The organism is Peribacillus sp. NPDC076916 (assembly GCF_050269675.1).
GTDB lineage: Bacteria > Bacillota > Bacilli > Bacillales > DSM-1321 > Peribacillus > Peribacillus aracenensis.
Map to the genome: position 1 here is coordinate 17,470 of NZ_JBNNIU010000014.1, position 23,467 is coordinate 40,936.

The 23,467-nt window shown below is 40.2% G+C and carries 25 protein-coding genes and 1 pseudogene; 5 read left to right on the plus strand and 21 right to left on the minus strand.

All coding sequences use genetic code 11. The annotated features are described in order from the left end of the window. Nucleotides 1–168 precede the first annotated feature (168 nt). The 13 genes from ACQKFG_RS24160 to ACQKFG_RS24220 all read right to left on the minus strand — a co-directional run bounded on the left by ACQKFG_RS24160 (nucleotide 169) and on the right by ACQKFG_RS24220 (nucleotide 11,609). Nucleotides 169–522, minus strand: a complete 354-nt coding sequence (locus ACQKFG_RS24160; protein ID WP_349729798.1) for a DUF1048 domain-containing protein — start codon at nucleotides 520–522, stop codon at nucleotides 169–171. 71 nt (nucleotides 523–593) lie between these two features. After that, nucleotides 594–914 carry a PadR family transcriptional regulator gene (locus ACQKFG_RS24165; RefSeq protein WP_192207695.1) on the minus strand — a complete coding sequence of 107 codons (321 nt, stop codon included), beginning with the start codon at nucleotides 912–914 and terminating at the stop codon, nucleotides 594–596. A 200-nt stretch (nucleotides 915–1,114) separates the two neighbouring features. Then, entirely contained in the window at nucleotides 1,115–1,804 is a 690-nt protein-coding gene (locus ACQKFG_RS24170; protein ID WP_427563566.1) for a hypothetical protein, read from the minus strand. Further along, a complete protein-coding gene (locus ACQKFG_RS24175) occupies nucleotides 1,795–2,763 on the minus strand; it encodes a sugar phosphate isomerase/epimerase family protein (RefSeq protein WP_192207693.1) in 969 nt (322 codons plus the stop codon). The genes ACQKFG_RS24170 and ACQKFG_RS24175 overlap by 10 nt, the downstream gene beginning before the upstream one ends. Before the next feature lie 21 nt (nucleotides 2,764–2,784). After that, on the minus strand, nucleotides 2,785–3,825 hold the full coding sequence (locus ACQKFG_RS24180) for a Gfo/Idh/MocA family protein (RefSeq protein WP_034305944.1): 1,041 nt from the start codon (nucleotides 3,823–3,825) through the stop codon (nucleotides 2,785–2,787). 17 nt (nucleotides 3,826–3,842) lie between these two features. Continuing rightward, nucleotides 3,843–4,865, minus strand: a complete 1,023-nt coding sequence (locus ACQKFG_RS24185) for a Gfo/Idh/MocA family protein (protein WP_076370715.1) — start codon at nucleotides 4,863–4,865, stop codon at nucleotides 3,843–3,845. Nucleotides 4,866–4,878: 13 nt separating this feature from the next. Beyond that, nucleotides 4,879–5,607 carry a ThuA domain-containing protein gene (locus ACQKFG_RS24190; RefSeq protein ID WP_427563567.1) on the minus strand — a complete coding sequence of 243 codons (729 nt, stop codon included), beginning with the start codon at nucleotides 5,605–5,607 and terminating at the stop codon, nucleotides 4,879–4,881. Nucleotides 5,608–5,823: 216 nt separating this feature from the next. After that, nucleotides 5,824–6,867: a LacI family DNA-binding transcriptional regulator gene (locus tag ACQKFG_RS24195; protein ID WP_427563645.1), complete on the minus strand. Its 1,044-nt coding sequence runs from the start codon at nucleotides 6,865–6,867 to the stop codon at nucleotides 5,824–5,826. Between the two features lie 57 nt (nucleotides 6,868–6,924). Beyond that, nucleotides 6,925–7,743, minus strand: coding sequence for a carbohydrate ABC transporter permease (locus tag ACQKFG_RS24200; RefSeq protein WP_192207690.1), 819 nt, complete (start codon nucleotides 7,741–7,743; stop codon nucleotides 6,925–6,927). Further along, a complete protein-coding gene (locus tag ACQKFG_RS24205; RefSeq protein WP_076370709.1) occupies nucleotides 7,743–8,603 on the minus strand; it encodes a carbohydrate ABC transporter permease in 861 nt (286 codons plus the stop codon). Before ACQKFG_RS24205 ends, ACQKFG_RS24200 begins: the two co-directional genes overlap by 1 nt. Nucleotides 8,604–8,770: 167 nt before the next feature. After that, nucleotides 8,771–10,060, minus strand: coding sequence for an ABC transporter substrate-binding protein (locus tag ACQKFG_RS24210; protein WP_349729802.1), 1,290 nt, complete (start codon nucleotides 10,058–10,060; stop codon nucleotides 8,771–8,773). A 359-nt stretch (nucleotides 10,061–10,419) separates the two neighbouring features. Further along, nucleotides 10,420–10,605 (minus strand): hypothetical protein, encoded by a 186-nt coding sequence (locus ACQKFG_RS24215; protein ID WP_192207687.1) that lies wholly within the window; start codon nucleotides 10,603–10,605, stop codon nucleotides 10,420–10,422. Between the two features lie 164 nt (nucleotides 10,606–10,769). Beyond that, nucleotides 10,770–11,609, minus strand: coding sequence for a YitT family protein (locus ACQKFG_RS24220; RefSeq protein WP_192207686.1), 840 nt, complete (start codon nucleotides 11,607–11,609; stop codon nucleotides 10,770–10,772). Nucleotides 11,610–12,080: 471 nt separating this feature from the next. On the opposite strand from ACQKFG_RS24220, the gene bioF reads away from it, so the two are divergent. The 3 genes from bioF to bioC are packed head-to-tail and all read left to right on the plus strand — an operon-like array spanning nucleotide 12,081 to nucleotide 14,879. Then, nucleotides 12,081–13,280 (plus strand): 8-amino-7-oxononanoate synthase, encoded by a 1,200-nt coding sequence (gene bioF, locus ACQKFG_RS24225; RefSeq protein ID WP_427563568.1) that lies wholly within the window; start codon nucleotides 12,081–12,083, stop codon nucleotides 13,278–13,280. After that, the gene (locus ACQKFG_RS24230) at nucleotides 13,277–14,023 is read left to right on the plus strand and encodes an alpha/beta fold hydrolase (RefSeq protein ID WP_427563569.1); all 747 of its coding nucleotides are present in this window, start codon (nucleotides 13,277–13,279) and stop codon (nucleotides 14,021–14,023) included. Before bioF ends, ACQKFG_RS24230 begins: the two co-directional genes overlap by 4 nt. Then, nucleotides 14,016–14,879 (plus strand): malonyl-ACP O-methyltransferase BioC, encoded by an 864-nt coding sequence (gene bioC / locus ACQKFG_RS24235; protein ID WP_427563571.1) that lies wholly within the window; start codon nucleotides 14,016–14,018, stop codon nucleotides 14,877–14,879. Before ACQKFG_RS24230 ends, bioC begins: the two co-directional genes overlap by 8 nt. A 107-nt stretch (nucleotides 14,880–14,986) precedes the next feature. Here the strand turns inward: bioC and ACQKFG_RS24240 are convergent, their stop codons facing one another. From ACQKFG_RS24240 to ACQKFG_RS24255, 4 genes are all read right to left on the minus strand, one after another. Continuing rightward, nucleotides 14,987–15,664: an ABC transporter ATP-binding protein gene (locus ACQKFG_RS24240; protein WP_349729805.1), complete on the minus strand. Its 678-nt coding sequence runs from the start codon at nucleotides 15,662–15,664 to the stop codon at nucleotides 14,987–14,989. Beyond that, the gene (locus ACQKFG_RS24245) at nucleotides 15,661–16,767 is read right to left on the minus strand and encodes an ABC transporter permease (protein WP_342614981.1); all 1,107 of its coding nucleotides are present in this window, start codon (nucleotides 16,765–16,767) and stop codon (nucleotides 15,661–15,663) included. Before ACQKFG_RS24245 ends, ACQKFG_RS24240 begins: the two co-directional genes overlap by 4 nt. Nucleotides 16,768–16,866: 99 nt before the next feature. Continuing rightward, complete coding sequence (locus tag ACQKFG_RS24250; protein ID WP_427563574.1) at nucleotides 16,867–18,246, minus strand: sensor histidine kinase; 1,380 nt, start codon at nucleotides 18,244–18,246, stop codon at nucleotides 16,867–16,869. Continuing rightward, nucleotides 18,243–18,920 carry a response regulator transcription factor gene (locus ACQKFG_RS24255; protein ID WP_427563576.1) on the minus strand — a complete coding sequence of 226 codons (678 nt, stop codon included), beginning with the start codon at nucleotides 18,918–18,920 and terminating at the stop codon, nucleotides 18,243–18,245. Before ACQKFG_RS24255 ends, ACQKFG_RS24250 begins: the two co-directional genes overlap by 4 nt. A 333-nt stretch (nucleotides 18,921–19,253) precedes the next feature. On the opposite strand from ACQKFG_RS24255, the pseudogene ACQKFG_RS24260 reads away from it, so the two are divergent. Then, a pseudogene (locus ACQKFG_RS24260) lies at nucleotides 19,254–20,163 on the plus strand (bile acid:sodium symporter family protein); the annotation flags it as partial. Nucleotides 20,164–20,461: 298 nt separating this feature from the next. After that, complete coding sequence (locus tag ACQKFG_RS24265) at nucleotides 20,462–21,718, plus strand: DUF445 domain-containing protein (RefSeq protein WP_427563578.1); 1,257 nt, start codon at nucleotides 20,462–20,464, stop codon at nucleotides 21,716–21,718. A 253-nt stretch (nucleotides 21,719–21,971) separates the two neighbouring features. On the opposite strand, the gene ACQKFG_RS24270 is transcribed toward ACQKFG_RS24265, so the two are convergent. The 4 genes from ACQKFG_RS24270 to ACQKFG_RS24285 all read right to left on the minus strand — a co-directional run bounded on the left by ACQKFG_RS24270 (nucleotide 21,972) and on the right by ACQKFG_RS24285 (nucleotide 23,462). After that, nucleotides 21,972–22,163, minus strand: coding sequence for a hypothetical protein (locus ACQKFG_RS24270; protein WP_427563580.1), 192 nt, complete (start codon nucleotides 22,161–22,163; stop codon nucleotides 21,972–21,974). A gap of 157 nt (nucleotides 22,164–22,320) precedes the next feature. Beyond that, nucleotides 22,321–22,707 (minus strand): hypothetical protein, encoded by a 387-nt coding sequence (locus ACQKFG_RS24275; protein WP_192207676.1) that lies wholly within the window; start codon nucleotides 22,705–22,707, stop codon nucleotides 22,321–22,323. A 24-nt stretch (nucleotides 22,708–22,731) separates the two neighbouring features. After that, on the minus strand, nucleotides 22,732–23,010 hold the full coding sequence (locus tag ACQKFG_RS24280; protein ID WP_427563582.1) for a hypothetical protein: 279 nt from the start codon (nucleotides 23,008–23,010) through the stop codon (nucleotides 22,732–22,734). A 53-nt stretch (nucleotides 23,011–23,063) separates the two neighbouring features. Further along, nucleotides 23,064–23,462 carry a hypothetical protein gene (locus tag ACQKFG_RS24285; RefSeq protein ID WP_342614976.1) on the minus strand — a complete coding sequence of 133 codons (399 nt, stop codon included), beginning with the start codon at nucleotides 23,460–23,462 and terminating at the stop codon, nucleotides 23,064–23,066. Nucleotides 23,463–23,467: the final 5 nt, after the last annotated feature.

The window sequence follows — 23,467 nt, forward strand, 5'->3', positions numbered from 1 at the left end:
AACCGCTTGTAAGAACCCTAATTATCCTTCCGAGCGCCCTGCGGAACTATATTGCCTATACCCCTCTATTTAGTCTGACTGATAATCAGTATAACTTATTACCAGGTTAAAATATAACTGAATAGCGTAGGTGGCATTTCACATTTGTAACCAGCTATTCAGTCGGAATTATTTATTGAATTTATTTTTTCCCAATCGCTTCACGATACTTTCATTCAAATCTTCACGATACTTGGCGAAATAGGTTTTAGCATTTGCCACTAGTTCGTCGGCAAAGGACGCCACGTCGTCCCCGGTGATTTCCAGCACTTGTCTGCCTTCCGCCGCACCGGCTTCGAACAAATCGATTAATTCATACTGCATGTGCAGCATATCCATCCCGTTGCCCGCCGAGAAATTCCACATGTAGTTTTGAATTTTCTTAAATACAAACTGGTAGTCCTCTGGCAGGGCTTCAACCCGTGCCATCATCATTTTATACTCTTTTTTATCACCAATCATTTTTTTGAACAATTCCATCATGTTATTTTTCCTCCTCTTTTCTAAAGCTGAACAAGACACTCCAAAAATATCGTACGGAATATCTTATGAAGCTAGATTGACTTTAAGACGTTGATTTTCGATGATACAAAATCCCATTTTTTCCAAAACAGTTCAAGTTCCTGGCTGCCAGCTTCATTAAGTGAGTAAAACTTGCGGGGCGGCCCCATATCTGACGGTTTCTTCTCTATGTTCACCAGCTTTTTCTTTTCTAATCGCACGAGGATGGTGTAGACCGTCCCTTCCACGACTTCAGTAAACCCAAGCTCGTTCAGGCGGCGGGTAATCTCGTAACCATAGGTTTCATGGCGGCTGATGATTTCCAGCACGCAGCCTTCCAGTGAACCCTTCAGCATTTCAGTTAAATTTTCCATGTTCAGAGCCTCCTCTATTTTGCGACTTATATTAAGTAAAACTTAGTTCTGAGGGGAATTTTTACGGAATAGCTTTTGGGAAACCACGCTATTTAGTATTACTTATTACACCTAAACAGTAACACCGAGTAGTAGAGGTGTCAACTTTTTCTTAAAAATATTTTTGCCACTTCACTATTCAGTGCTGTTGGTATCCAGTGTTACTTACTACATGGTATGCTGTAACACTTAGTATAGTGACTGTCAAATTGATTTTTTTTTAAACCAGTTATCTCCTTGGATACAGCCATCGTGAATTTTGCACTTTTACTCGTGAATTTAGCACTTTTACTCGTGAATTCCACTTTACTCGTGAATTTCGTACTTTTACTCGTGAGTTTCACGCTTTTACTCGTGAATTCCGCTTTACTCGTGAGTTTCACGCTTTTACTCGTGAGTTTCGCACTTTTACTCGTGAGTTTCACGCTTTTACTCGTGAATTTTGCACTTTTACTCGTGAATTCCGCACTTTTACTCGTGAGTTTCGCACTTTTACTCGTGAATTTCACACTTTTACTCGTGAATTCCGCACTTTTACTCGTGAGTTTCGCACTTTTACTCGTGAGTTTCACGCTTTTACTCGTGAATTTTGCACTTTTACTCGTGAGTTTCACGCTTTTACTCGTGAATTCCGCACTTTTACTCGTGAGTTTCGCACTTTTACTCGTGAATTTCACACTTTTACTTGTGAGTTTCGCACTTTTACTCGTGAATTTCACGCTTTTACTCGTGAATTCCACTTTACTCGTGAATTCCGCACTTTTACTCGTGAATTCCACTTTTTCGAGTAAGGGCCAAAATAAAAAGCAACCTGCAATAGGCTGCTCGTTATGGCTACAAATTATACCCACCATAAATCAGTTGGGCTTTCGTTGATGAGTACAGTTTTCAGATTGGTAACAGCCCGTTGGAATCCTTCTTCAACTGACATCAGCGGATCTTCATGTTCGATGCTGACGACGTAATCGTAACCGTATGTGCGAAGGGCGCTCATGATGTCGGACCATTCTTGCAGGCTATGGCCGCATCCTACAGAGCGAAAGTTCCAGGCACGGCTCTGGATATTCCCATATGGCTGCATGTCAGTTAATCCATACATATTGATGTTATCCTGATCCAAGTATGTGTCTTTTGCGTGGAAGTGGTAGATGGCTCCCGCTTTCCCTAGGATTTTGATGGCCCCGACTGGTTCGATGCCCTGCCACCAAAGGTGGCTTGGATCCAGGTTGGCGCCTATTGCATCAGATGTAGCTTCCCGCAGTTTTAACAAGGTGTAGGGTGTGTGAACGAGAAAGCCCCCATGCAGTTCAAGTCCGATTTTTATATTGTGCTCATCGGCAATGGCAGCTGCTTTTTTCCAATAGGGGATCAATTTTTCTTCCCATTGCCATTTCAGCACATCTGTATACTCATTCGGCCATGGGGCGACAGGCCAGTTTGGATATTTGGCTCCTTCGTGATCACCGGCTGTACCAGAAAAGGTATTGACTACCGGGACGTTCAGTAAGGATGCAAGCTTGATTGTTTTAATAAGTGTTTCATCACTTTCTTTAGCGAATGCTTCATCTGGAGAGATTGGATTGCCGTGGCAGCTGAATGCACTGATCGTTAATCCTCTTGTTTGAACAGCTTCGAGGTATTTTTGGCGTTTTTCTTCACTTTCCAGCAGTTCATCGAGCGGACAGTGGATATTGCCTGGATACCCGCCTGTACCGATTTCAACTGTTTTTAATCCGGAATCTGCGACATAATCAAGCATCTCCTCGAATGATTTTTGAGCAAATAGCACTGTAAAAATCCCTAATTTCACAAGCCCCACCTCACCTTTTCATTAATTTATGCTCATGACCTTCCCACTTGCCGAGCTTTGATAAATGGCTTCGATTATTTTCGAAACTTTCATGGCTTCTGATGGTTTTACCAATGGTTCTGCCAGCCCCAGACAGCTATTAATAAAGTTCTCTGCCTGCTGCAGGTCTGGTGTATCCTCCCCTGGCATCCATACGGCCTCACTATTTAAAAGCATGCCGTGCTTAGCCTGGTTCAAGACCAGCGGGAACACATCAAGACCGCCTTGCGTTCCGGATAAACTTAAAACAGTTGCTTCTTCACGTATATTAGCGGCCCAAGATGTTTCGAATAATAAAGATGCTCCGTTGGCAAATTTGATATATGCCGTGGCATGGTCATCCACTTCAAATACAGAGGCATCGAAATTCCCCCACAAATTGACTTGATCGACACCCTTACTGACATAATTATATGTCGAACCTACGATTTCAATCGGTTCTGGGTCATCCATCAGCCATAAAGCCAAATCAAGCAAATGGCAGCCGTAATCGATCACACTTCCCCCGCCTTGCAATTCCTTGCTTGTAAACACTCCCCAGCCAGGGACTTTTCGTCGCCTGATTGCCTGTACACGCGCTACATACGGCTCACCGATTTCACCCGCCTGAATCATTTTCTTTGCAGCCTGGGCTTCCTTCATGAAGCGGTAATGATAAGCGGTCGATAAAACTTTACCCGATATATTAGCAGCCTCGGTTATTGCTAAACATTCCTCAGTTGTAATGGCCATTGGCTTTTCGCATAACACATGTACACCTGCTTGCAGAGCAGCAATGGAAATCTCCGCATGGAACTTGTTTGGCGTTGCAATCGTAACAGCATCCACTTCGGCAAACATTTCTTCATAATTGGTGAAAACCTTCTCGATATGAAATTCACGCGCCACTTCTCGCGCCTTCATTTCATCTATATCCTGAATGGCGTATAAAACCACTTTATCTTGAAATTTTTGAAAAGCTGGGATATGCCTTTTTTGGGCAATTCCGCCAGCACCGATAATACCCATTTTTAATTTGTACATGATGACTTTTAACCCCTTTATAAGCGGATGATTTTTCGGGATGCATTTGATTCCATCGCGCCAAGAATGACTTTTAGTGATTTTAATCCTTCAACTCCTGAGACAAGTGGCTCCTCATTGTCCACCACACATTTTACAAAGTGGCTGATCACTTCGGAATCATGCTGTCCTTCTGAGTCATTAGTCTGGATGCTTCCTAATTGGATGGTTTCTGTCTTTCCATTATCATGATGGATGATCAGTGAGTATTTCGGATCGTCTTCAAGACGCAATACCGCTTTTTCCGCATAAATGACCGTAGCATTGTCTTCTTTTGCATAAGACCAGCTGGCGGTAAGCGTTCCGATGATACCGCTCTCCGTCCGGAGGATACAGGCCGCACTGTCATCAACGTCTGTATTTTTCTTGGCAGTCGTTTCCACAAAGGCTCCCACTTCAACAAATTCTTCTCCAAGGATATACCGTAATAAATCAGCTTTATGAACACCTAAATCGCCCATTGCACCAATGACTGCCTGATCCTTTTTAAAAAACCAGCTTTCCAGTCCATCCACGCTCCAAGTTTCAGGCCCGGAATGTCCAAAAGCCGTCCGGAAGCTATAGACCTTCCCTACCTCCCCGCTCTCAATAAGCTGCTTCGCTTTTTGATGAGAGGGAACAAAACGCTGATTATGACCAATCATTAGTATTTTGCCGCTTTTCGCTGCTGCTGCATTCATTTTTTCAGCGTCTACTAAAGAAGTAGCCATTGGTTTCTCACAAAGGACATGCTTACCAGCTTCCAAGGCCGCAACTGTGATGCGTGCATGCAGGTAATTCGGGGTACATACACTGATCGCTTCAATCTCCTCATTCTTCAAAAGTTCTATATAATCAGTATATGCTTGCGCGCCATACCTTTGTGCTGCTGCATTCGCCCGGTCAGGCACAATATCACAAACGGCAATGATCTCCGTTTCCTGATGTGCATCATACTCCGGAAAATGCCTGTTTTTTGCAATACTCCCGCATCCAATGACTCCTACCTTCACTTTGCCCATTTTGTTCGCTCCTTCACTTCAGCTCTTTGCCTGAGATGGATTCCAACGGTTCGGCTTTCCCGTAGTTCGTTACGATTCCAAATTCCGGCTTGACCCAATTAACGGCATTCTTAATCACTCGTTGAATCTCGGGATTATGGTAGGTAGGATATGTTTCATGACCTGGACGGAAATAGAAAATCCTCCCTTTTCCCCGCTGATACGTGCAACCGCTTCTAAATACCTCCCCGCCTTCAAACCAACTGACGAATATCAATTGATCTGGTGCAGGAATATCAAAATGTTCCCCGTACATCTCTTCCTTCTCAAGCTCTATATATTCTCCGATTCCATCAACGATAGGATGACTTGGATCGACAACCCAGAGCCGTTCCCGTTCATCCGCAACCCGCCATTTCAAATCGCAAGTCGTGCCCATTAATCGTTTGAAGATCTTTGAAAAATGACCGGAATGGAGGACGATGAGACCCATTCCTTCGAGTACTCGCTTGTGAACCCTTGCAACGATTTCATCCTGAACTTCATCATGTGCAACATGCCCCCACCAAAGAAGTACATCGGTTTGTTTCAGTGCTTCTTCGGTTAATCCATGCTCTTCTTCATCAAGAGTGGCGGTTCTCACCTCGACCTGCCCGCTTTGTAAAAAGCCGGCAATTGCACCATGGATACCATCCGGATATACTTTTGCTACTTCAGGCTTTGTTTTCTCGTGGCGAAACTCATTCCATACCAGGACTCTCATGAACAACCTCCTCCATTCAAGATTCATTTCATGGCAACTTGCTTTGCATGTTTAACTATTACCTCTTTATTCATAACGCAAACGTTTGCGTTAGAGTAGATCAAAATATAAGAACATAATTTATCCCTTTAAAGTATGAATTTTCAAAAATAATAGTGATAATCTATATTGTAAATTTATGTTAGCAAAAATCAAGCTTTAATTGGTAAAACATTTCTACATTTTTCTTTTAATTTCCTTTTCGGCAACAAAATGTGACTCCCGCTTTATGATTTTGGTAGGAATGCTGATACTCTTTTCCATCATTTCCGGATTTGCAATTAAATCGAACACGCATTTTGCCGCCTCATACCCTAACTGATACGTATGGATATCAACCGTTGTCAGCGGCGTACTTAGAAATTCTATGAATTCCGAGTGGTTAAAACAGACGACGCTTATTTGCTGTGGCACTTTCAAGTTCTTTTCAGCCAACACTCCAAGCAAGAGAACACCCAATAAAAGATCCATAACCAAAAAAGCGGTTGGCGCCTCTTTCAATTCCAGCAATTCGTCAATCGCCTTTATTCCATCCGTTCGATTTAAAGGAATCAATTTGATATATTCCTGACGTACATCCACCCCGGCCTGTTCCATCGCTTGTTGAAAGCCTGTCAGGCGGTCCTGGATCACCTCAAACTCGGGACTGCCTCCTAAAAAGGCAATTCGCTCATGTCCAAGATTGATTACAAACTCCGATACTTCCCTGGCCGCTTGAACATTATCGTTATCAATGAATGTGATACCGCTCATGGTCGTGCCTGGCTTCCCTATCAAAACGAACGGGAAGCCCTGCTTTAATAAGTATGGCACCACTTTATCGTCCTTTTTAGAATACAAAACAATCATGCCATCCACTCTTCTGCCCTGAACCATCTTCACGACATCCTCAAAGATGGCATCCTCCGTCTCCCCGGTTGTCAGAGAAAGACTGTACCCTTCTTTATTACAAAAATCCCCGATGCCTCTGATCACTTCTGGAAAAAAGGGATTATAAAGTGATTCCCTTGCCGAACTTTTCATGACGATCCCAATGGCCTTAGTTGACTTCGTGACTAAGTTCCGGGCATTTTCATTCATATGATAGCCCATTTCCTTTAATACCTTGCGTACTTTACGCTTTGTCTTTTCACTGATTGTCGGGCTGTTATGGATTACACGCGATACCGTTGATGGAGCGACATTCGCTTTTTTGGCAACGTCTTTTATAGTAACAGACAAATTCATCAACACTCCCCGTTCACCGCACATGGTTTAATATTCCCTATATTTAAATAGTTATTTAACGGCTCCATCTGCAATTCCTTTGATAATTTGCCTCTGAGCAAAAAAGTACGCAATGATGACTGGAATGATGGATAAAGTAAGTCCAGCCAAGGCAAGATGCCATTGCTTCGTATATTGACCGAAAAAGAAGAATAATTTAAGCGGAATGGTCTCCGATCCCGCTCCGCCAATAACAAGGGATGGCAGCAAATAGTCATTCCATATCCAAATGACATTTAAGATGCCAACTGTAATCGACATCGGCTTTAATAATGGAAAGATGATATACCAAAATACCTGAAACCGGTTAGCACCATCAATCTTTGCTGCCTCATCAAGTGAGATGGGAATGCCTTTTAAGGTACCGTGATATAAGAATATGGAAAGACTGCAGCCAAAACCTAAATACATGAAAATCAATCCGGCCTTGTTCAACATCCCTAGCTGTCCGAATTGGGCAACGAGCGGTATCATCACAGACTGAAACGGAATTAGCATGGCTGCTACAAACACGAAGAAAAGCAGGGAACTTATTTTACTTTTGTTTCGGGAAAGGGCGTATGCTGCCATTGCAGAAAAAATGATGATGATGACGACACTGACGCCCGATATCAATAAAGAATTGAATAAAGTCCGGAGGAAATCCAATTGCTCGAAAGCTTGAATGAAGTTTTCGAATGTCCAGGTTTCAGGCAGTCCCAGTGTATCGGCAAATATATCCCGTTTCATTTTGAAGGCATTTACAAGCATTAAATAAAACGGAGTGAGCCATAATACGGCCAAAATGAATCCGATGAATCCAATCAGCCACAATTTCCATTTTCCCCTCATCACAGCTCAACCTCCCGTTTTTTATTGAAATAGACCTGTGTCAGCGAAACGACCGCCACGATCACGAAAAAGATAACCGCTTTTGCCTGTGCATATGCCATATCATTTTCGGTGAAGGCCGATTTTACAATGTTCATCGCAACCATTTCAGTTGAATTATAGGGAGCTCCATTCGTCAAAGAAAGATTTTGATCATAGATCTTGAACGAGTGGGAAAGCGTCAAAAACAAACTGACGGTAAAAGCGGGTGCCACTAGTGGAAAAGTTATATGGCGAAAACGCTGGAAGCTGTTAGCTCCATCAATTTTTGCCGCTTCGATCAAGTCTTCAGGAACAGCCTGCAAATAGGCAATATAAATGATCATGATATATCCGGCCATTTGCCATGATGTTAAAATGATCAATCCCCAAAAACCTGTATCAGTCGTTGATAACCATCCATTAAATGCTTCGATCCCAGTCAAATCACCAATCGCACCGAAGACCTTAATAAAAATGAACTGCCAAATAAAGCCGAGAATCAAACCGCCTATTAAATTTGGCATAAAGAAAACCGTCCGCAGTATGTTGCTTGATTTAATTTTCGAAGTCACGATGAGAGCCAAACTTAATCCGATGATATTGATTACCACAATTGCCGCTACGGAAAATTTAATGGTGAACCAAAATGTATCAAGGAACCCTTTATCCGTAAACAAGTCCATATAATTCTTAAGACCGATGAAATCCGGCGTCCCTAAACCGTTCCAATTCGTAAAGGAATAATAAAATCCGTAGATGAGTGGCACGATCACAACCAAAATGAGTGCAGCAAGAACAGGTGTCAAAAACAGCCAATATGCGGCATCCCGATTTCTCAACGAAACCGACCTCCTTGAAATGATTTAATAGTTAATGGTTTTAGATCATGACTGGGTTATTTGATGAATCCCTTGTCGAGGCAATTCCCCTAAGTGACTTTTCTATAACAAGGAACAACCAATCGGCACAGTTTTCATGCCGATCGGTCACTTGCATTTCCCAATACTTATTTGCTATGAATCTTCTCCCAATTTTCAATGTTCTGTTGGACAAGTTCCTCCCAAGTCAATTTACCGGTTACGTATTTTTGGACACTTGCCCCAAGATCATCGTTCCAACCAACCGGATATCCATTAAACACCCAGCCAATCGTGTTTCCTTCTTGGGAGTATTTATAAATTTCTTTTGAAATTGGATCGGCAATTTTTTCGACATCATATCCTTCATATGCAGGAATGAATTTAAAGTCTTCCAAAACGGCCTTTTTCCCTTCCTCGGATGTATACATCCAGTCGAGGAACTTCTTCGCTGCTTCTTGTACTTTTTCATCCGATTTCTTGTTCACCGCCCAATAGTTCGGTACGCCGACCGGCATGCCTGCAGAGTCTCCATTTGGAATCGGGATGATGCCAATTCCCTTTTCAGCTAACTCAGGGTCCATATCATATACTGTGTTATACACCCAGTTACCTTGCTGAATGATCGCAACCTTTTCAAGTGAGAACAGCTCTTCCACTTGTTGGGAGTAATCGAGGCTTGCTGTCGGCTGGACGGAATATTTATTTTGGATATCGACCAGTTGTTTAAATTTGTCACCATCCGTGAATTTAACCGTTGGAGCCTTACTTGCCTCTAACACATTCCCATCAAACTCCGGTGCTAAGAAAACATTGGATAAATGGTTTCCTGTCACCCACTTCTCTTTGACCGGATAAGCGAAAACTGCATCGATTTTCAATTTGTCTTTTTGCGAATCCATTTTCTTGACTGCCGCCTCTAAGGATTCATAACTTGTAATTTCATCAGGATTAATTCCGGCTTCTTTAAATATCCGCTTGTTATAAATCAAGCCGTATCCTTCCTGGTTAAATGGAAGTCCAAGGACTTGCCCGTCCTCTTCCACGCCATCCAAAGTGCCATCAAGTGCTGCGGCAGCAGCCTTCGTATCCTTTAAATCCGTTAATCTATCTTTATATTGTTCGACATCCACCGGTCCGCCAATGTTAAAGACCGCCGGCTCCTCACCTGAAGCGAACTTTGCCGTAATGGCTGATTTATAATCATTTCCGCCGCCAACCGTCGATACCTTGATCTTTACATCTGGATTCTCTTTTTCATATTGTTTTGCCAATGCCTCGAATTGCGACTTGAATTCTACCTTGAATTGAAATATATCCAGCGTCACGACATCCTTTGAGTCGCTATTTCCACCAGTTGAAGAGGAGCATCCAGCCAAAATCACACTAAAAACTAATAAAACAGTAAGTATTCCCCCGTACCATTTTTTACGCTTCATGCCTACCGACTCTCCCTTTTTCATAAGATTCATGCAATTTTAAGAAAACGTTTGCATAAAATAGTAAAATAAAAGCCTTTCATTCTATAAAAATCATGGTCTATCGTAGTTCTTTTACATCACCTCCTCACAAAAATCTTTGCAAACGTTTACATTTATGTGCTTTATATTACCATCAAATTCCATACTTTACAATAAAATTGTAGTATATTGTAAAAAAAGGATATCAAGAACTCTCTTAACCTAATTATATGATTCAGAGATCTATGATTATTCCTTTATCCGGTTATTTATTGTACGGGCATTTTCATTCATGGCATTGCCTACGAAAAAAGGGAAACCCGTCGGTCCCCCTCTTTTCACTTCAATATCATCTTCACATTGGATGAACCGTATTCATCCTTCAATTCATAATATTTATCGCTTGCTTGTCCAAACTCTTTAAACACACCGCTAATGATCAATTCATTCGTTTCCTTATCAACGACACTGTACTTGATCTTGCTTTTCCCGAACTTTCTGTCATCCACTTTTAAAAGGATCATCTTGGACACCTCCACATTTAATGGCTGCACTCCTCAGGGTGTGTGGTTTCTTACTTACATAATATAACAAAATATTAGGAATTTACAGATTTTTTGCATTGCAAAATAAAAAAGCCTATTAGGCCTTTTCATTCGCATATACCATATCCGCCTCACAAATCGCATCAGGACTTCGAGATATCCAGGAATCCTTCACCAAATACGTCCCTAACATCATGTATGGCTATAAAAGCATTGCTATCTGTCGACTGCACTATTCTCTTTAACTTTAGTACCTCTTGCTTACTTATAACGATATATAAAATATCCTTGGATGCCTTTGTGTAGTATCCATGACCGCTAAAAACAGTGACCCCCCGGTCCATCAATTCGGTTACTTGTTTTGCAATCTGGTCCGCTTCATTTGAAATGATGGTAATCGCTTTTTTCGGGTTTAATCCCTCAATGATGAACTCCATCGTTTTTGTTCCAATATAAAGCATAAGAATAGTGAGCATCAGGCCTTCTGCACCAATGATGAAATAAGATGAGAACGCAACGATCAAATCGAAAAACAGAAGTCCATAGCTTAAGCTCCATCCCAAATACTTATTCGTAATTCGTGCCAGGATCGTCGTACCGGCAGTAGTGCCTCCGACACGAATGATCATGCCAATTCCTGCACCGGCAAAAACTCCGCCAAATATCGCATTGATAACCAATTCATCTGAAGAAATCGTCCAACTTTCGGTTAAATGAAGGAAAAGTGAATTAAATGCAACGGCTATGATTGTATATACCGTTGTCATTTTCGATAAATATTTATAACCGACGATGAGCAGGAAAGCGTTAATGATCAAACTTAACAGCCCTGGTGACCATTCAAAAAGATAAAATAAAATGATGGTTATCCCCGTTACTCCCCCCTCACCAAGTTCATTGGGAATGACGAAAAGATTTATTGCCAAAGCGAAAATAAAAGCTCCTATTAATATAAAGAAAACATCTAAAGAAATCTTTTTCATATTTATTACCCTTCCTTTATGTAATGGTTAATGTGAATTCGGTAATTTCACTGCTCTATAGTAACATGGAATTCCATTTAATCCTTCAAAGATTTGAAGGTTTAACAAAAAGACTACCTTGGAAGTTAGATTATCTTCAATGAACGGGCTTAATACATACAAATGGGACTAATTTTCACTAAGCTCTTTTATACATTAGCTTAACAAAGCCGCTGCCCATTCAAATATCATTAGCCTCCTTCTCCCTAAACTTATTTTTATGTTAGTTTCATGTTTCTCGAATTGGTTCATATAACCAACCGCACGCTTTTGATATGTGTCTTTTTTTGAACTTTGATTACTCCCAGATTGGATTTTCATTTTATTATCAGTCCTTTTTCAAGGCTTGACAGTTTCATTGGGTCATGATTAGAATATTTTATATGTTAACCTATATTTATTTTAGTTAACATATAAAAAAGGAGAATGGGCATGCACAGTGAAAAACAATTACCTTGTTGGGAAGAGAAAATAAAGAAGGAACTGGCTTATTTAGAAGAGATATCTCAAAAGCGTGAACTCGTATCGACGGCATTTGCCGAGCAGACATGGCTTACGATCAATGGGTGCAGGATGCTGAATCTAGCTTCTAATAACTATTTAGGATATGCAGGGGATGAGCGGCTGAAAAAGGCGATGGTGGATGCAGTACATACATATGGTGCAGGAGCAACGGCTTCACGTTTAATTATTGGCAATCATCCCCTTTATGAGCAAGCCGAACAAGCTCTTGCCCATTGGAAGAAAGCCGAGGCGGGACTCATTATCAACAGTGGATATAACGCGAACCTTGGAATAATATCCACCCTGCTGTCCCGAAACGATATTATTTATAGCGATAAATTGAATCATGCAAGCATTGTCGATGGAGCTCTTTTAAGCCGTGCAAAGCATATACGCTATCGTCATAATGATTTAGATCATTTAGAAGCATTTTTGAAAAAAGCACCAATTGAAGCACGTAAATTAATCGTGACGGATACTGTCTTCAGCATGGACGGTGACTTTGCTTATCTCGAAGACCTCGTTCGGTTAAAGGAACGTTATAACGCAATGTTAATGACAGATGAAGCGCACGGAAGCGGCATCTACGGTAAAAAAGGTGAAGGTTATGCCGGTCATCTCCAACTTCAAAATAAAATAGATATCCAAATGGGAACATTCAGTAAAGCGCTCGGTTCATTCGGTGCCTATGTCGTCGGAAAAAAATGGCTAATCGACTATTTAAAAAATCGCATGCGCGGATTCATTTATTCAACTGCACTTCCCCCGGCCATTCTCGGTGCCATAAAAACAGCGATTGAACTTGTACAGCAAGAACCAGAACGCCGCTCACTGCTCCAAACACATTCAGGACACTTTAGAGAAGAACTCACATATAACGGGTTTAATATTTGCGGAAGTCGATCGCAAATTGTTCCTATCGTCATCGGGGAAAACGAAAAAGCGATGGAATTTGCCGCACGTTTACAGAAAGAAGCAATTGCAGCTATTGCTGTCAGGCCGCCGACCGTTCCTGAAAATGAGGCGAGGATCCGGTTTACCGTAACAGCTCTCCACGATAAAAAAGAGCTTGATTGGGCAGTTGAAAAAATTTCAGTCATTGGAAAGGAAATGGGTGTTATTGAATGAAACAGCCGAATTTAGTCATGCTTCCTGGGTGGGGAATGGAAAAAGGCGCGTTTGAACCGTTAATCAAACCGCTGTCAGATGTATTCCACCTTTCATTTATAGAATGGAGAGATATGAAAGCACTAAATGACTTTGAAGAAAGAGTCATAGACACAATCGCTTCCATCGACGGTCCAGTTTATATACTGAGCTGGTCATTAGGATCATTAGTATCACTTGAACTTGCAAGTTCGTATAAAGAAAAAATAAAAGGTTTTATCCTTTTTGGTGCAACAAGTCGGTTTATAACAGGAGAGAATTATTCATTTGGCTGGGATTCACGAATGGTCGAGCGCATGAAGAAACAGCTACAACGCAATAAAGAGAAGACTTTGGCTTCTTTCTATGAAGCGATGTTTTCCGAAGCTGAAAAAGAAGAAGGTTTATATCATCAATTCATCAAGACCATTCAAAGCGAGTTTCATGGAGATGATGTGTCTTCGCTTCTTATTGGCTTGAATTATTTACTTCAGAAAGATGCTAGAGCAAGCCTCAATAGGATTGAAGCCCCCTTTTTATTGCTTCATGGGAGGGAAGACAACATTTGTCCACTCGAAGCCTCATCTTTCATTAAAGAAAACCTCGGTGGGAAAGCCGAGTTTCATATTATCGAAGGCGCTGGCCATACTCCGTTTTTCACAAGACCACAGGAATGTATGCAGCAGATAAAAACTTTTATTCAAAAGGAGTACACTTATGATTGATAAGCGATTGTTAAGTAAGCGGTTCAGTGAACATGCGAAAACATATGACGCGTATGCCAATGTTCAAAAAAACATGGCAAAACAATTAGTGGATTTGCTTCCTGAAATAAACACCAACCAGGTAACCAATATTCTTGAAATTGGCTGCGGCACTGGTTACTTAACCAGGTTACTCGTCAAAACATTCCCTAATGCCGCTATTACGGCTGTTGATTTGGCACAAGGAATGGTCGAAGTGGCGAAAGGAATGACAGATGAAGAACGTGTTACATTTTTATGTACGGATATCGAAGAAATGGCGCTTAATGAACATTACGACTTGATTATTTCCAATGCAACGTTTCAATGGCTGAATGAACTTCCTGCAACACTTGAAAAACTGTTTACACGATTAACCGCTGATGGAAGCCTCATATTTTCAACGTTCGGAATTGATACCTTTCAAGAGCTTCATATGTCATATGAACAGGCGAAGGACAAGCTTGAGCTTGCCATTGATAGTTCACCAGGTCAAATGTTTTATTCTCTAGAAGAATTATCCCAAGTTTGTGAAGAAGCAATCCCTTTTTCAACAGCAGTTCCAATCAAGATAACAAAAATGGAAGAGTTTGAACTGGAGTACTTTCAGACAGTACGTGAATTTTTCACTTCAATTAAAAAGATTGGTGCAGCTAACAGCAACAAAGAAAATTACTGCCAGCGCCCTTCCTTTTTTCGAGAGTTAATCAGCATATATGATAAAGAATATCGAAATGAATCAGGTGTGAAAGCAACCTATCACTGTTTGTTCTTTAAGATAAAAAAATATGATCAATCCGAAGATAACTATAGGATACAAGCAAAATATTATACATGATTGCAGGCCCGATTGACCAGGTTCCAATCCAAGCGATTTCTGCCGCCTCTTCTTTGGAGAGGCGGCGATTATTTAATGATCAGCTCATGAGAGTGTGTTTTTTAACTTCATCCAAAAACCTTGCCATCCGTAATATTGACCACTCGATCACATAAATCCAACATTCTTTCATCGTGCGTTACCATGATGGCCGCTTTATTTCTTGACTTCACCTCATGTGCAAGCATTTCAACAACATCCCTGCCTCTTTTGGAATCAAGACTTGCGGTTGGTTCATCCGCTAAAATGATTTCTGGATCATTCATCAGCGAACGGGCGATGGCTACACGCTGCCGCTCACCGCCCGACAGTGCTTCCGGCAGGTGATCTGCCCGATGTCCAAGTCCAAGGTGGCCAAGCAATTCGTCCGCTTTTTTCATGGTTTTTTTATCCCGCTTGCCAATCAGTTCAGAAAGTAGCAGAAGCTGATCCCGTACGGTGAGATATGGCACAAGATTCGATGATTGGAATACAAACCCGATCTTTTCAAGGCGCACTCTAGTCAATTCCTTTGGGGATAGAGTTGTAATATCCTCATCATTCAGCAGTAAGCGGCCTTTGCTCGGAGATAGTAAGGCACCTGCTATCGAAAGAAAAGTACTTTTTCCTGAACCTGAAGGACCCACGATGGCGACGAACTCCCCCGCCCTCACATTCAGGGAAATATTATCAAGGGCTGTCACCTTATTGTCGCCTTCCCCATAAATCTTACTGACGTTTTCGAATAATAGTTTATCCCCCATCATGATACCCTCCCTATCGCTTCAATCGCATCTATCTTCGCTACTCGGTATAGTGATAGCAGTGAACCCAATACGGATACAACCAAAAGTAACACGGAATATTTAACGACCAAATCGGTACTCAATTCAAATGGCATTCCTTCTGGCATGATTAACGTGACGCCATATGTCAGGGCAACACTGATGGCTATGCATGTCACGGCAAGCAGCATTACTTGACCAACGATACTTTTTGCCAGGTAGCCCGTATTGGCCCCAAGTGCTTTAAGGACTCCAAATTGATTCGTCTTCTGCAAGGTAATCACATAAAAGAATACAGCCAAAACAAAAGCTGCGATGACAAACAAGAAGGCAATCATCATCGTCAACGTGCCCTGTTCCTCTTTGTAGCCTGGTATACTCTGAAGAGATTCTTCTTTTGAAATGAGCGTTAGTCCTTCAGGCAGTGATTCACGTACAATTTCTTCTGCCTTCGAATCCATTTGCACGGCTATTGTGCTGATTGAATCTTTCTCTTGATTTTTCAATGCAGGATTAATCTCCTGCCACCCCTTAACATTCATGTAAACTACCGGTGAGTGGCTGTAAGACTGCTTTTCAGTAAATCCAACAATGGTGAAAACCTTACCTGATAGGTCATCTTTAAGTGAATCACCCAATTTATACCCCACTTCTTTTAAAGAACGATCTGCTAACACTTCACCTTGTTTCTCATTGTCATAGTTCGTTCCTTCAATGACCTTCGGTGCTAAAATACCACTGGCTTCGGTCGCAAAAATGGTGACATCCGTTTTCTCCGATGAGCCGATTTTATTCAATGTGATCATCATTTGTCCCAGACCTTCGGCTGCTTTAACATCCGCCGAAGCCCGGATTTCATCCAGCTTCTCCATGGATATGATCGATCGGTTCAATTTATTTTTGGAGTCATGCTCCATTACGAAATAGTCGGCCTTCATGTTTTGTATGGATGAAGCATTATCCGAAGAAAGTCCATTAGCTAATCCTGAAATGATAAAGACAAGCAAAGCGACCAATACCATGATCAGTCCAATCAGCAGATAACGTAACTTTGAATGCTTTAGTTCACGTATTGCCAAAAACATTATTTCATCTCCCATTCCTTCTGTTTACCGATCAAGTCCTAATTGATTCGGTATGACCTGATTGTAAACAATCAATATGAATGGAAGATGAACAACTGATTACATAAGGGGCAACCGTATATAAAAAGTGGTCCCTTTACCGAGTTCGCTTTGAACTTCGATCGTTCCCCCATGAAGTTCAACCGTCTTCTTCGTAATCGAAAGTCCTAATCCGCTTCCTGTTTCACTCCTGTTCCTCACTTTGTCGACTTTATAAAACCGATCAAAGATATAAGGGAGGTCTTCTTCCGGAATTCCCATACCCGTATCCGCAATCATCACTTCAACAGCACTGCCTACTTTTTTTATCCGAATATTGATCGAACTGCCGTTTTCCGAGTATTTAATGCTATTGGTTATCAAATTCGTCCATACTTGATTTAAAAGTTTCTCATCTGCAGAAATGGAGGTTGAAGGCAAATCCATTTCGATCACCATCTCTTTTTCCCGCCAATTCCATTCCAGCATGAACAACACTTGCCGTATTTGTTGCGCTAAATCGAATTGGGACCGTTGCAGCGGATCATCCGCTTTATCCAACGAAGCAAGCATGAGCAGCTGTTTGCTTAACAACGACATGCGCCTGCTTTCTTTTTCAATAATGGACAAGTACTGATTTCTTTGTTCTTTTGTTAATTCCTCCGATTGAAGTGTTTGGGAAAAACCTTGAATGGATGCAAGTGGAGATTGAATTTCATGGGATACATTCGATACGAACTCCTGCCTCATATCATCCAACCGTTGGATACTATGAGTCATTTTCGAGAAATGCTGTGCCAAATCCCCTATCTCATCGCTCCGGGTGACATTCAATTCATTACTATAATCCCCATCGGCGATTCTTTTTGTAGCTTCCGTTAATTTCGTAATCGGCTTAACGATGAAACGCGTGTTGATGATTACAAATAAAAAGCTGAGAAGGAGTGTGAGTACAAGCAAAACTGCAAGGAAAAAGCGGAATTCACCAAACTGCAGCTCTATATTCGGCCTTACAAACAATGCATGTTTTTCACCATTGACGTCCATCGGGACCCCAATGCTATTAATCAATACATCTTCAAAAAATCCGGTAATAAATAAACCATTATTATAATGGGCGATCCCTTGATAGGTCTTCCCGTTCAAAACTGCAGAAATCGTATCTGTGTCCAATGCCGTTTCCCGAAAAGGCTCACCGTATAAAGTTCCTTCACCCTGCTCATTAAATAGATACATTTGATAGTGCAATCCTGCAATATGAGTTAAATACGCATCAATATCCTGATCAGGATTTTCCTCATATAAGGAGACGATATCATTTGCGACTTTCTTTATCTTCTCACCATTGTTGGGTTTTTGAACCTGATGATAATAAACATTGGAAATTAAAAAAGCGATGACACTGGCAAGCACCATGATTAAAATGGTTTGAATAACTATCCTGAAATAAAGTGTTTTCACTTCTTGTTGACCTCCAGTTTATAACCTAAGCCACGGACAGTCGTTATAACAAAATCATCGGTCCGCCCGGCAAAACGTTCCCTTAACCGTTTAATATGGACATCGACCGTCCGATCATCCCCTTCAAAATCAGCACCCCATACCAATTCAATAAGCTGTTCACGCGTAAAGACCTGATCTGGAAAACTCCCAAGCTGTGCCAGCAGCTCGAATTCCTTAAGTGGCAGGAGCAGCGTATTCCCCATTATTCGAACTTCATAACTTTTACGGTCAATGACCGTTTGATTCAATGAGATGGATTCAGAATTCACCATACGGTACCTTCGCAATAGCGCTTTTATCCGGAATAGAAGTTCCCGTGGCTCGAATGGCTTCACGAGGTAATCATCCGTACCCGCAAAATACCCCTTTTCCTTATCGATAAGTTGATCTTTAGCTGTCAATAAAATGACCGGCAGATCATATTGATCCCGGATTTCCTTACAAAGATCCAGTCCGTTTTTAAATGGCATCATAATATCGACAACCGCCAGATGGATCCGTTCCCTCTCCAATATCAAGGAAGCTTCATTCCCGTCCTTTGCTTCCGATACCATGTATCCTTCCTTTTCCAAGTGAAATTTAAGCAACTCCCGAATATGCCGATCATCATCCGCAATTAATATATGTATCAAAGAAACCACATCTCCACTTCTTTTATAGCCCTAGCTAAACTTACAATAGCAATAATTGATCCTGTAAAACAACAAATACTAATTCAATCTCCAGTTCCTTATTAACTAGTTTGCCACCAATATACAGCACCCTCTTATTTTTTATTAAAAGATAAAGTGAAAAATCGAACAGATTCTCTAAAAACCCTGTCCCTATTTCTATAGTAAATGTCATATTCACACTATTTTTAGCGGAAGAGAATTATAGTTCCAAAAATCACCGCTTTAAATATGACTGTCCATAATGAAAATAACCATATGGGATTTTTTTAAAGGGGTTTAAAATATCCTGAATTCGCCATAATCGCTTATATCTTGCCTGATCATTTTATATGGATTGGAGCCTATATTGTTCCATTATTAGGAATTGTCATGTTTGGCATGGGACTTTCACTATCAGCATCGGATTTTAAAGAAGTTTTCCGGCGTCCAAAAGAAGTGGCACTAGGGGTAGCAGGACATTTTATCATTATGCCATTTATGGCATTTGCATTAGCAATAGGGTTCGACTTACCGAAAGAAGTGGCTGCTGGGGTTATTTTTGTTGGATGCTGCCCTAGTGGCACAGCATCAAATGTCATGGTGTTTCTTGCGAGAGGAAATGTGGCGCTTGCAGTTGCCATTGCTTCTGTTACCACTATTCTAGCGCCTATCGTAACCCCACTGCTTATTTTGCTCTTGGCAAGTAAATGGGTCGATATCAGTATTGGATCATTATTCATTTCCATCATTCAAGTGGTAATCATCCCATTGTTGCTTGGATTCATCGTTAAAAAGTTTTTCGGTAAACAGGCAGAAGCTGGGGCAAAGGCTCTTCCTCTAGTATCTGTCATTTCTATCGTTCTGATCGTATCTGCCGTAGTGGCTGGCAGCCAAGCTCAGCTGGCTAAAACAGGTTTGCTTATTTTTGCAGTTGTCGTTCTTCATAATGTTCTTGGCTTTCTTCTCGGCTTTTTCTTTGCTCGATTATGTGGGATGGATTTAGCTAAACAGAAAGCTGTTGGAGGTTGGTATGCAGAATTCCGGTTTAGGTTTAGGTGTAGCTATAGCAACGGCCCATTTCTCGCCTTTGGCCGCTGTACCTAGTGCCATTTTCAGTATTTGGCATAATATATCACGTTCCGTTCTAGCCTTTATTTTCAGTCGCATGAAAGATAAAAAAAATGCAGGGACAAATTATACGATAAAAACAGACGTATCATAATATTGTTGGATGAATAAAAAAAGCCGATTGAATAATCGGCTTTTTTTATGTGAATCAACCATCCCCACCTTTGAAATTCAAAGGAAAATATCAATGATTGTGAGTTCGATTCATGTGGCATATTTTAAGCTTTCATACTTAAAGGGCGATTCCCCATTCCCCGATAGATGAACTGACTGCCCTTGTTGGGAGTATTTTTTTGAACTACCTGCTATACTACTAGATAAAAGTAAGTTATAAAATTTGCTAATGATTCGGGTTATAGTAATGACTATCATTTTAAGGATGAGGGAATATAATGTCACCAAAAATAAAATCTTCAAGAAAAATAGCTAGATATTCATTAATGATCATGGGAGCGGGTTATATTGCAACCACTCCATTTCAAGGTTCATTGCCGTTAGATTTATTACATGGAGGGTTTGAGGCTGGTTTAGTCGGCGGATTGGCAGATTGGTTTGCAGTCACTGCATTATTCCGCCATCCACTTGGATTACCGATCCCCCATACAGCGCTTTTGCCCAACAATCGTAAAAGAATGACAAATGCACTTGTTTCGATGCTAAAAAATGACTGGCTTTCTAAGGAAAGTATTCAAGACAAAGTAAAACATGTTCCTTTTACAGAAAAATTGATTCCCATTTTAGTAAAAGAGGTACAAAGTGATACTTTTAGAAAAGTCCTGATTAAACTTATCAAGCAATTGATTTGTTATATAGATATAGAAAAGATTACACCTTTCGTTGCAAAAAAAATTGAAGCATCACTTTCTAACATAGACATGGGCAAGATTCTTCATCTAATAAGTTCAGAGTTACTTAATGAACAATTCGATAAGAAGGCTCTGGATCATGTTTTGAAAAAAGCGGAAGATTGGTTAAGGAAAAAACAAACCAGCCGTCGACTTGGCACTGTTTCCATGGATGTACTAAGCAAGATTGAACTGGATGGCATGCTTCAGTTTGCCGTCAAATCCATTCAAAGTCTGCTTAACGAAGAGAAACTTGGGAATATCATACAAAACCTTTTGTTAAGTGTCGTAAATAATTTACAAAACGAGAAAGAACCAAATAGAGAGGCTTTAATCTTATATATCAGAAATGAGATACAAGGCATTAACCATAACCGGGAACTGTTAGAAGGAGTTGAAAAATGGAAAAAACAACTTCTGACAAAATGGGAACCTGAAGCGACAATAACGGGAAGTTTACAGCAAATTCAACAAGATGCGTTAGACTTTGTAGAAGGTGAACATTTCATGGATACTTACCTGACTCCAATGATTCAGCACGTACTGGACAACATAAAAGAGAATAGTACGCACATCGACCAATGGATACAGAAACAAATTACTGTTCTCATTGAAAAAAATCATACGCAGATCGGTAATCTTGTACAGGAAAATTTAGATAAGCTAGACAATGAAACACTTATTGATATGATGGAAAATGGTGTAGGAAAAGACTTACAATGGATTCGTGTGAACGGAGCGGTCTGTGGTTTTATAATAGGAATTATCCTAACAGGTGCACAGGCGCTACTTAAGCTGTTATAAATTCTGGCACCTTCGGCCAATATTGTAACGGGAGAATACTGTCATTACTAACTCAACTGGGGCTGATTCGTTACAATTAGTATGCCGTTAATATGCAGGGCCCTCTTTTTTTAAAACAAAAAAGCTAGCCAAGGTTTCCAAGAAACACTTTGGCTAGCTTTTCCTTTTTCATATTCACGTGTTTGCATCAATACACTTAGATAGCAGGACAACATATTAATCAAAACCCCACTTTAAGCAGGGCTTCAATTAACTAAGGCTTGAATTGCTGATCACTAAGCCAGCCATCAATATGATCTAAATTAAAAATCAGCAAATTATCAATGGGTCTGAGATGGGGTATCTTTTTATTTAATATTAGATCATTGATTTCCTCTTCGGTAATTGAATAATTTACCGACTCAAGGTAAATTATTAAACTTTTTATACCATAGGCTTTCCTCATTTAATCACCTCCCACCAAATTCTCCTTATTCAACATAAAGAAAACTTAGTGCTAGATATTAAATGAAAGACCGCTCAATACTTTATACCCACTTTTTGAACGAATAATCACTTTTACTTTATGTAAGGAGACCTTAAAGGCGCTTTAAATGAGGAAATTAATCTAATGAATAGGGTTTCCTCTCCTCGATTATCTCCACCTCATCCCATTCCACAGATTTGGAGTACATATATTTATCTGTACGTTCAAACCCCATCTTTTTGGCAAGTTCAGTGTTTGTTGTATCCAACAATACTTTTCCGGTTTTTCTATCTTCAGATGCTGGAAACACCCTTCCCTTATATATTGCCTTTGAATTTATCTTAAATAAATTTTCTACCTCTTCTACAGAAACATTTTTTATATAGATATTTTCATCTAAATGTTTGAAACCTTGAGATAAATCAGCTTGTTTATGACTTATTAACCTTATAGACTTATCTTCCAGTAGATTAAAACTATACTCGCTACCAATATGCATTGCATACTTTCCTTTTCTTATCATAGGTTCCTCCATTTTCAAACTTTATCAAGTATTCAATAATTCATTATATAATTTTTCAGCTTTATGTAATTCTTCTAATAATGGATTTTGATAGTCACTATAACTATCCATATACGCCCTTATGCCACCTATTATATTTAATTCTCTTATATCTTCATTATCCTCCAATGATTTCAATGCATTCTTATATCTTATATATATAAGTTGTAAAACGCCGCTAGTAATTTCATTATAATAATCATTTTCAAGATTATTTATTACAACTTTTATTTGATTGATTAACTGCTTTTTCTTATTATCCATTTTATTCTCCTATATAGTGCAATAAATATAAATCGCATTTGAAACGAAAATATTTAATCTATTGAATAGGGCTTCCTCTCCTCGATTATCTCCACTTTATCCCATTCAACAGATTTGGAGTACATATATTTATCTGTACGTTCAAAACCCATCCTTTTAGCAAGTTCAGTGTTTGTTGTAACTAACAATACTTTACCAGTTGTTCTTTCTTCTGATGCTGGAAACAGCTTTCCCTTGTATACAGCATAGGGATTAATAGAATATAATTCTTTAACTTCATTTAAACCTACTATTTTCGTGTAAATATTATTTTTATAATAAGTAAAGCCATTGCCCATATCTTTTTTATCATTGGTTATTAATTCAATAGCTCCCACTGTATTCGATTCTATGAATCTATACTCTTTCCCATTATAGATCGTATACTCACCTTTTCTTATCATTTTTTCCACTCACT

What these genes read in the sequence shown, in the direction of transcription:
- ACQKFG_RS24160 (WP_349729798.1), bottom strand. Translation starts at nt 522, where the DNA reads ATGATGGAATTGTTCAAAAAAATGATTGGTGATAAAAAAGAGTATAAA.
- ACQKFG_RS24165 (WP_192207695.1), bottom strand. Translation starts at nt 914, where the DNA reads ATGGAAAATTTAACTGAAATGCTGAAGGGTTCACTGGAAGGCTGCGTG.
- ACQKFG_RS24180 (WP_034305944.1), bottom strand. Translation starts at nt 3,825, where the DNA reads ATGTACAAATTAAAAATGGGTATTATCGGTGCTGGCGGAATTGCCCAA.
- ACQKFG_RS24185 (WP_076370715.1), bottom strand. Translation starts at nt 4,865, where the DNA reads ATGGGCAAAGTGAAGGTAGGAGTCATTGGATGCGGGAGTATTGCAAAA.
- ACQKFG_RS24190 (WP_427563567.1), bottom strand. Translation starts at nt 5,607, where the DNA reads ATGAGAGTCCTGGTATGGAATGAGTTTCGCCACGAGAAAACAAAGCCT.
- ACQKFG_RS24200 (WP_192207690.1), bottom strand. Translation starts at nt 7,743, where the DNA reads ATGAGGGGAAAATGGAAATTGTGGCTGATTGGATTCATCGGATTCATT.
- ACQKFG_RS24210 (WP_349729802.1), bottom strand. Translation starts at nt 10,060, where the DNA reads ATGAAGCGTAAAAAATGGTACGGGGGAATACTTACTGTTTTATTAGTT.
- ACQKFG_RS24215 (WP_192207687.1), bottom strand. Translation starts at nt 10,605, where the DNA reads ATGATCCTTTTAAAAGTGGATGACAGAAAGTTCGGGAAAAGCAAGATC.
- ACQKFG_RS24220 (WP_192207686.1), bottom strand. Translation starts at nt 11,609, where the DNA reads ATGAAAAAGATTTCTTTAGATGTTTTCTTTATATTAATAGGAGCTTTT.
- bioF (WP_427563568.1), top strand. Translation starts at nt 12,081, where the DNA reads ATGCACAGTGAAAAACAATTACCTTGTTGGGAAGAGAAAATAAAGAAG.
- ACQKFG_RS24230 (WP_427563569.1), top strand. Translation starts at nt 13,277, where the DNA reads ATGAAACAGCCGAATTTAGTCATGCTTCCTGGGTGGGGAATGGAAAAA.
- bioC (WP_427563571.1), top strand. Translation starts at nt 14,016, where the DNA reads ATGATTGATAAGCGATTGTTAAGTAAGCGGTTCAGTGAACATGCGAAA.
- ACQKFG_RS24240 (WP_349729805.1), bottom strand. Translation starts at nt 15,664, where the DNA reads ATGATGGGGGATAAACTATTATTCGAAAACGTCAGTAAGATTTATGGG.
- ACQKFG_RS24245 (WP_342614981.1), bottom strand. Translation starts at nt 16,767, where the DNA reads ATGTTTTTGGCAATACGTGAACTAAAGCATTCAAAGTTACGTTATCTG.
- ACQKFG_RS24265 (WP_427563578.1), top strand. Translation starts at nt 20,462, where the DNA reads ATGTCACCAAAAATAAAATCTTCAAGAAAAATAGCTAGATATTCATTA.
- ACQKFG_RS24270 (WP_427563580.1), bottom strand. Translation starts at nt 22,163, where the DNA reads ATGAGGAAAGCCTATGGTATAAAAAGTTTAATAATTTACCTTGAGTCG.
- ACQKFG_RS24275 (WP_192207676.1), bottom strand. Translation starts at nt 22,707, where the DNA reads ATGATAAGAAAAGGAAAGTATGCAATGCATATTGGTAGCGAGTATAGT.
- ACQKFG_RS24280 (WP_427563582.1), bottom strand. Translation starts at nt 23,010, where the DNA reads ATGGATAATAAGAAAAAGCAGTTAATCAATCAAATAAAAGTTGTAATA.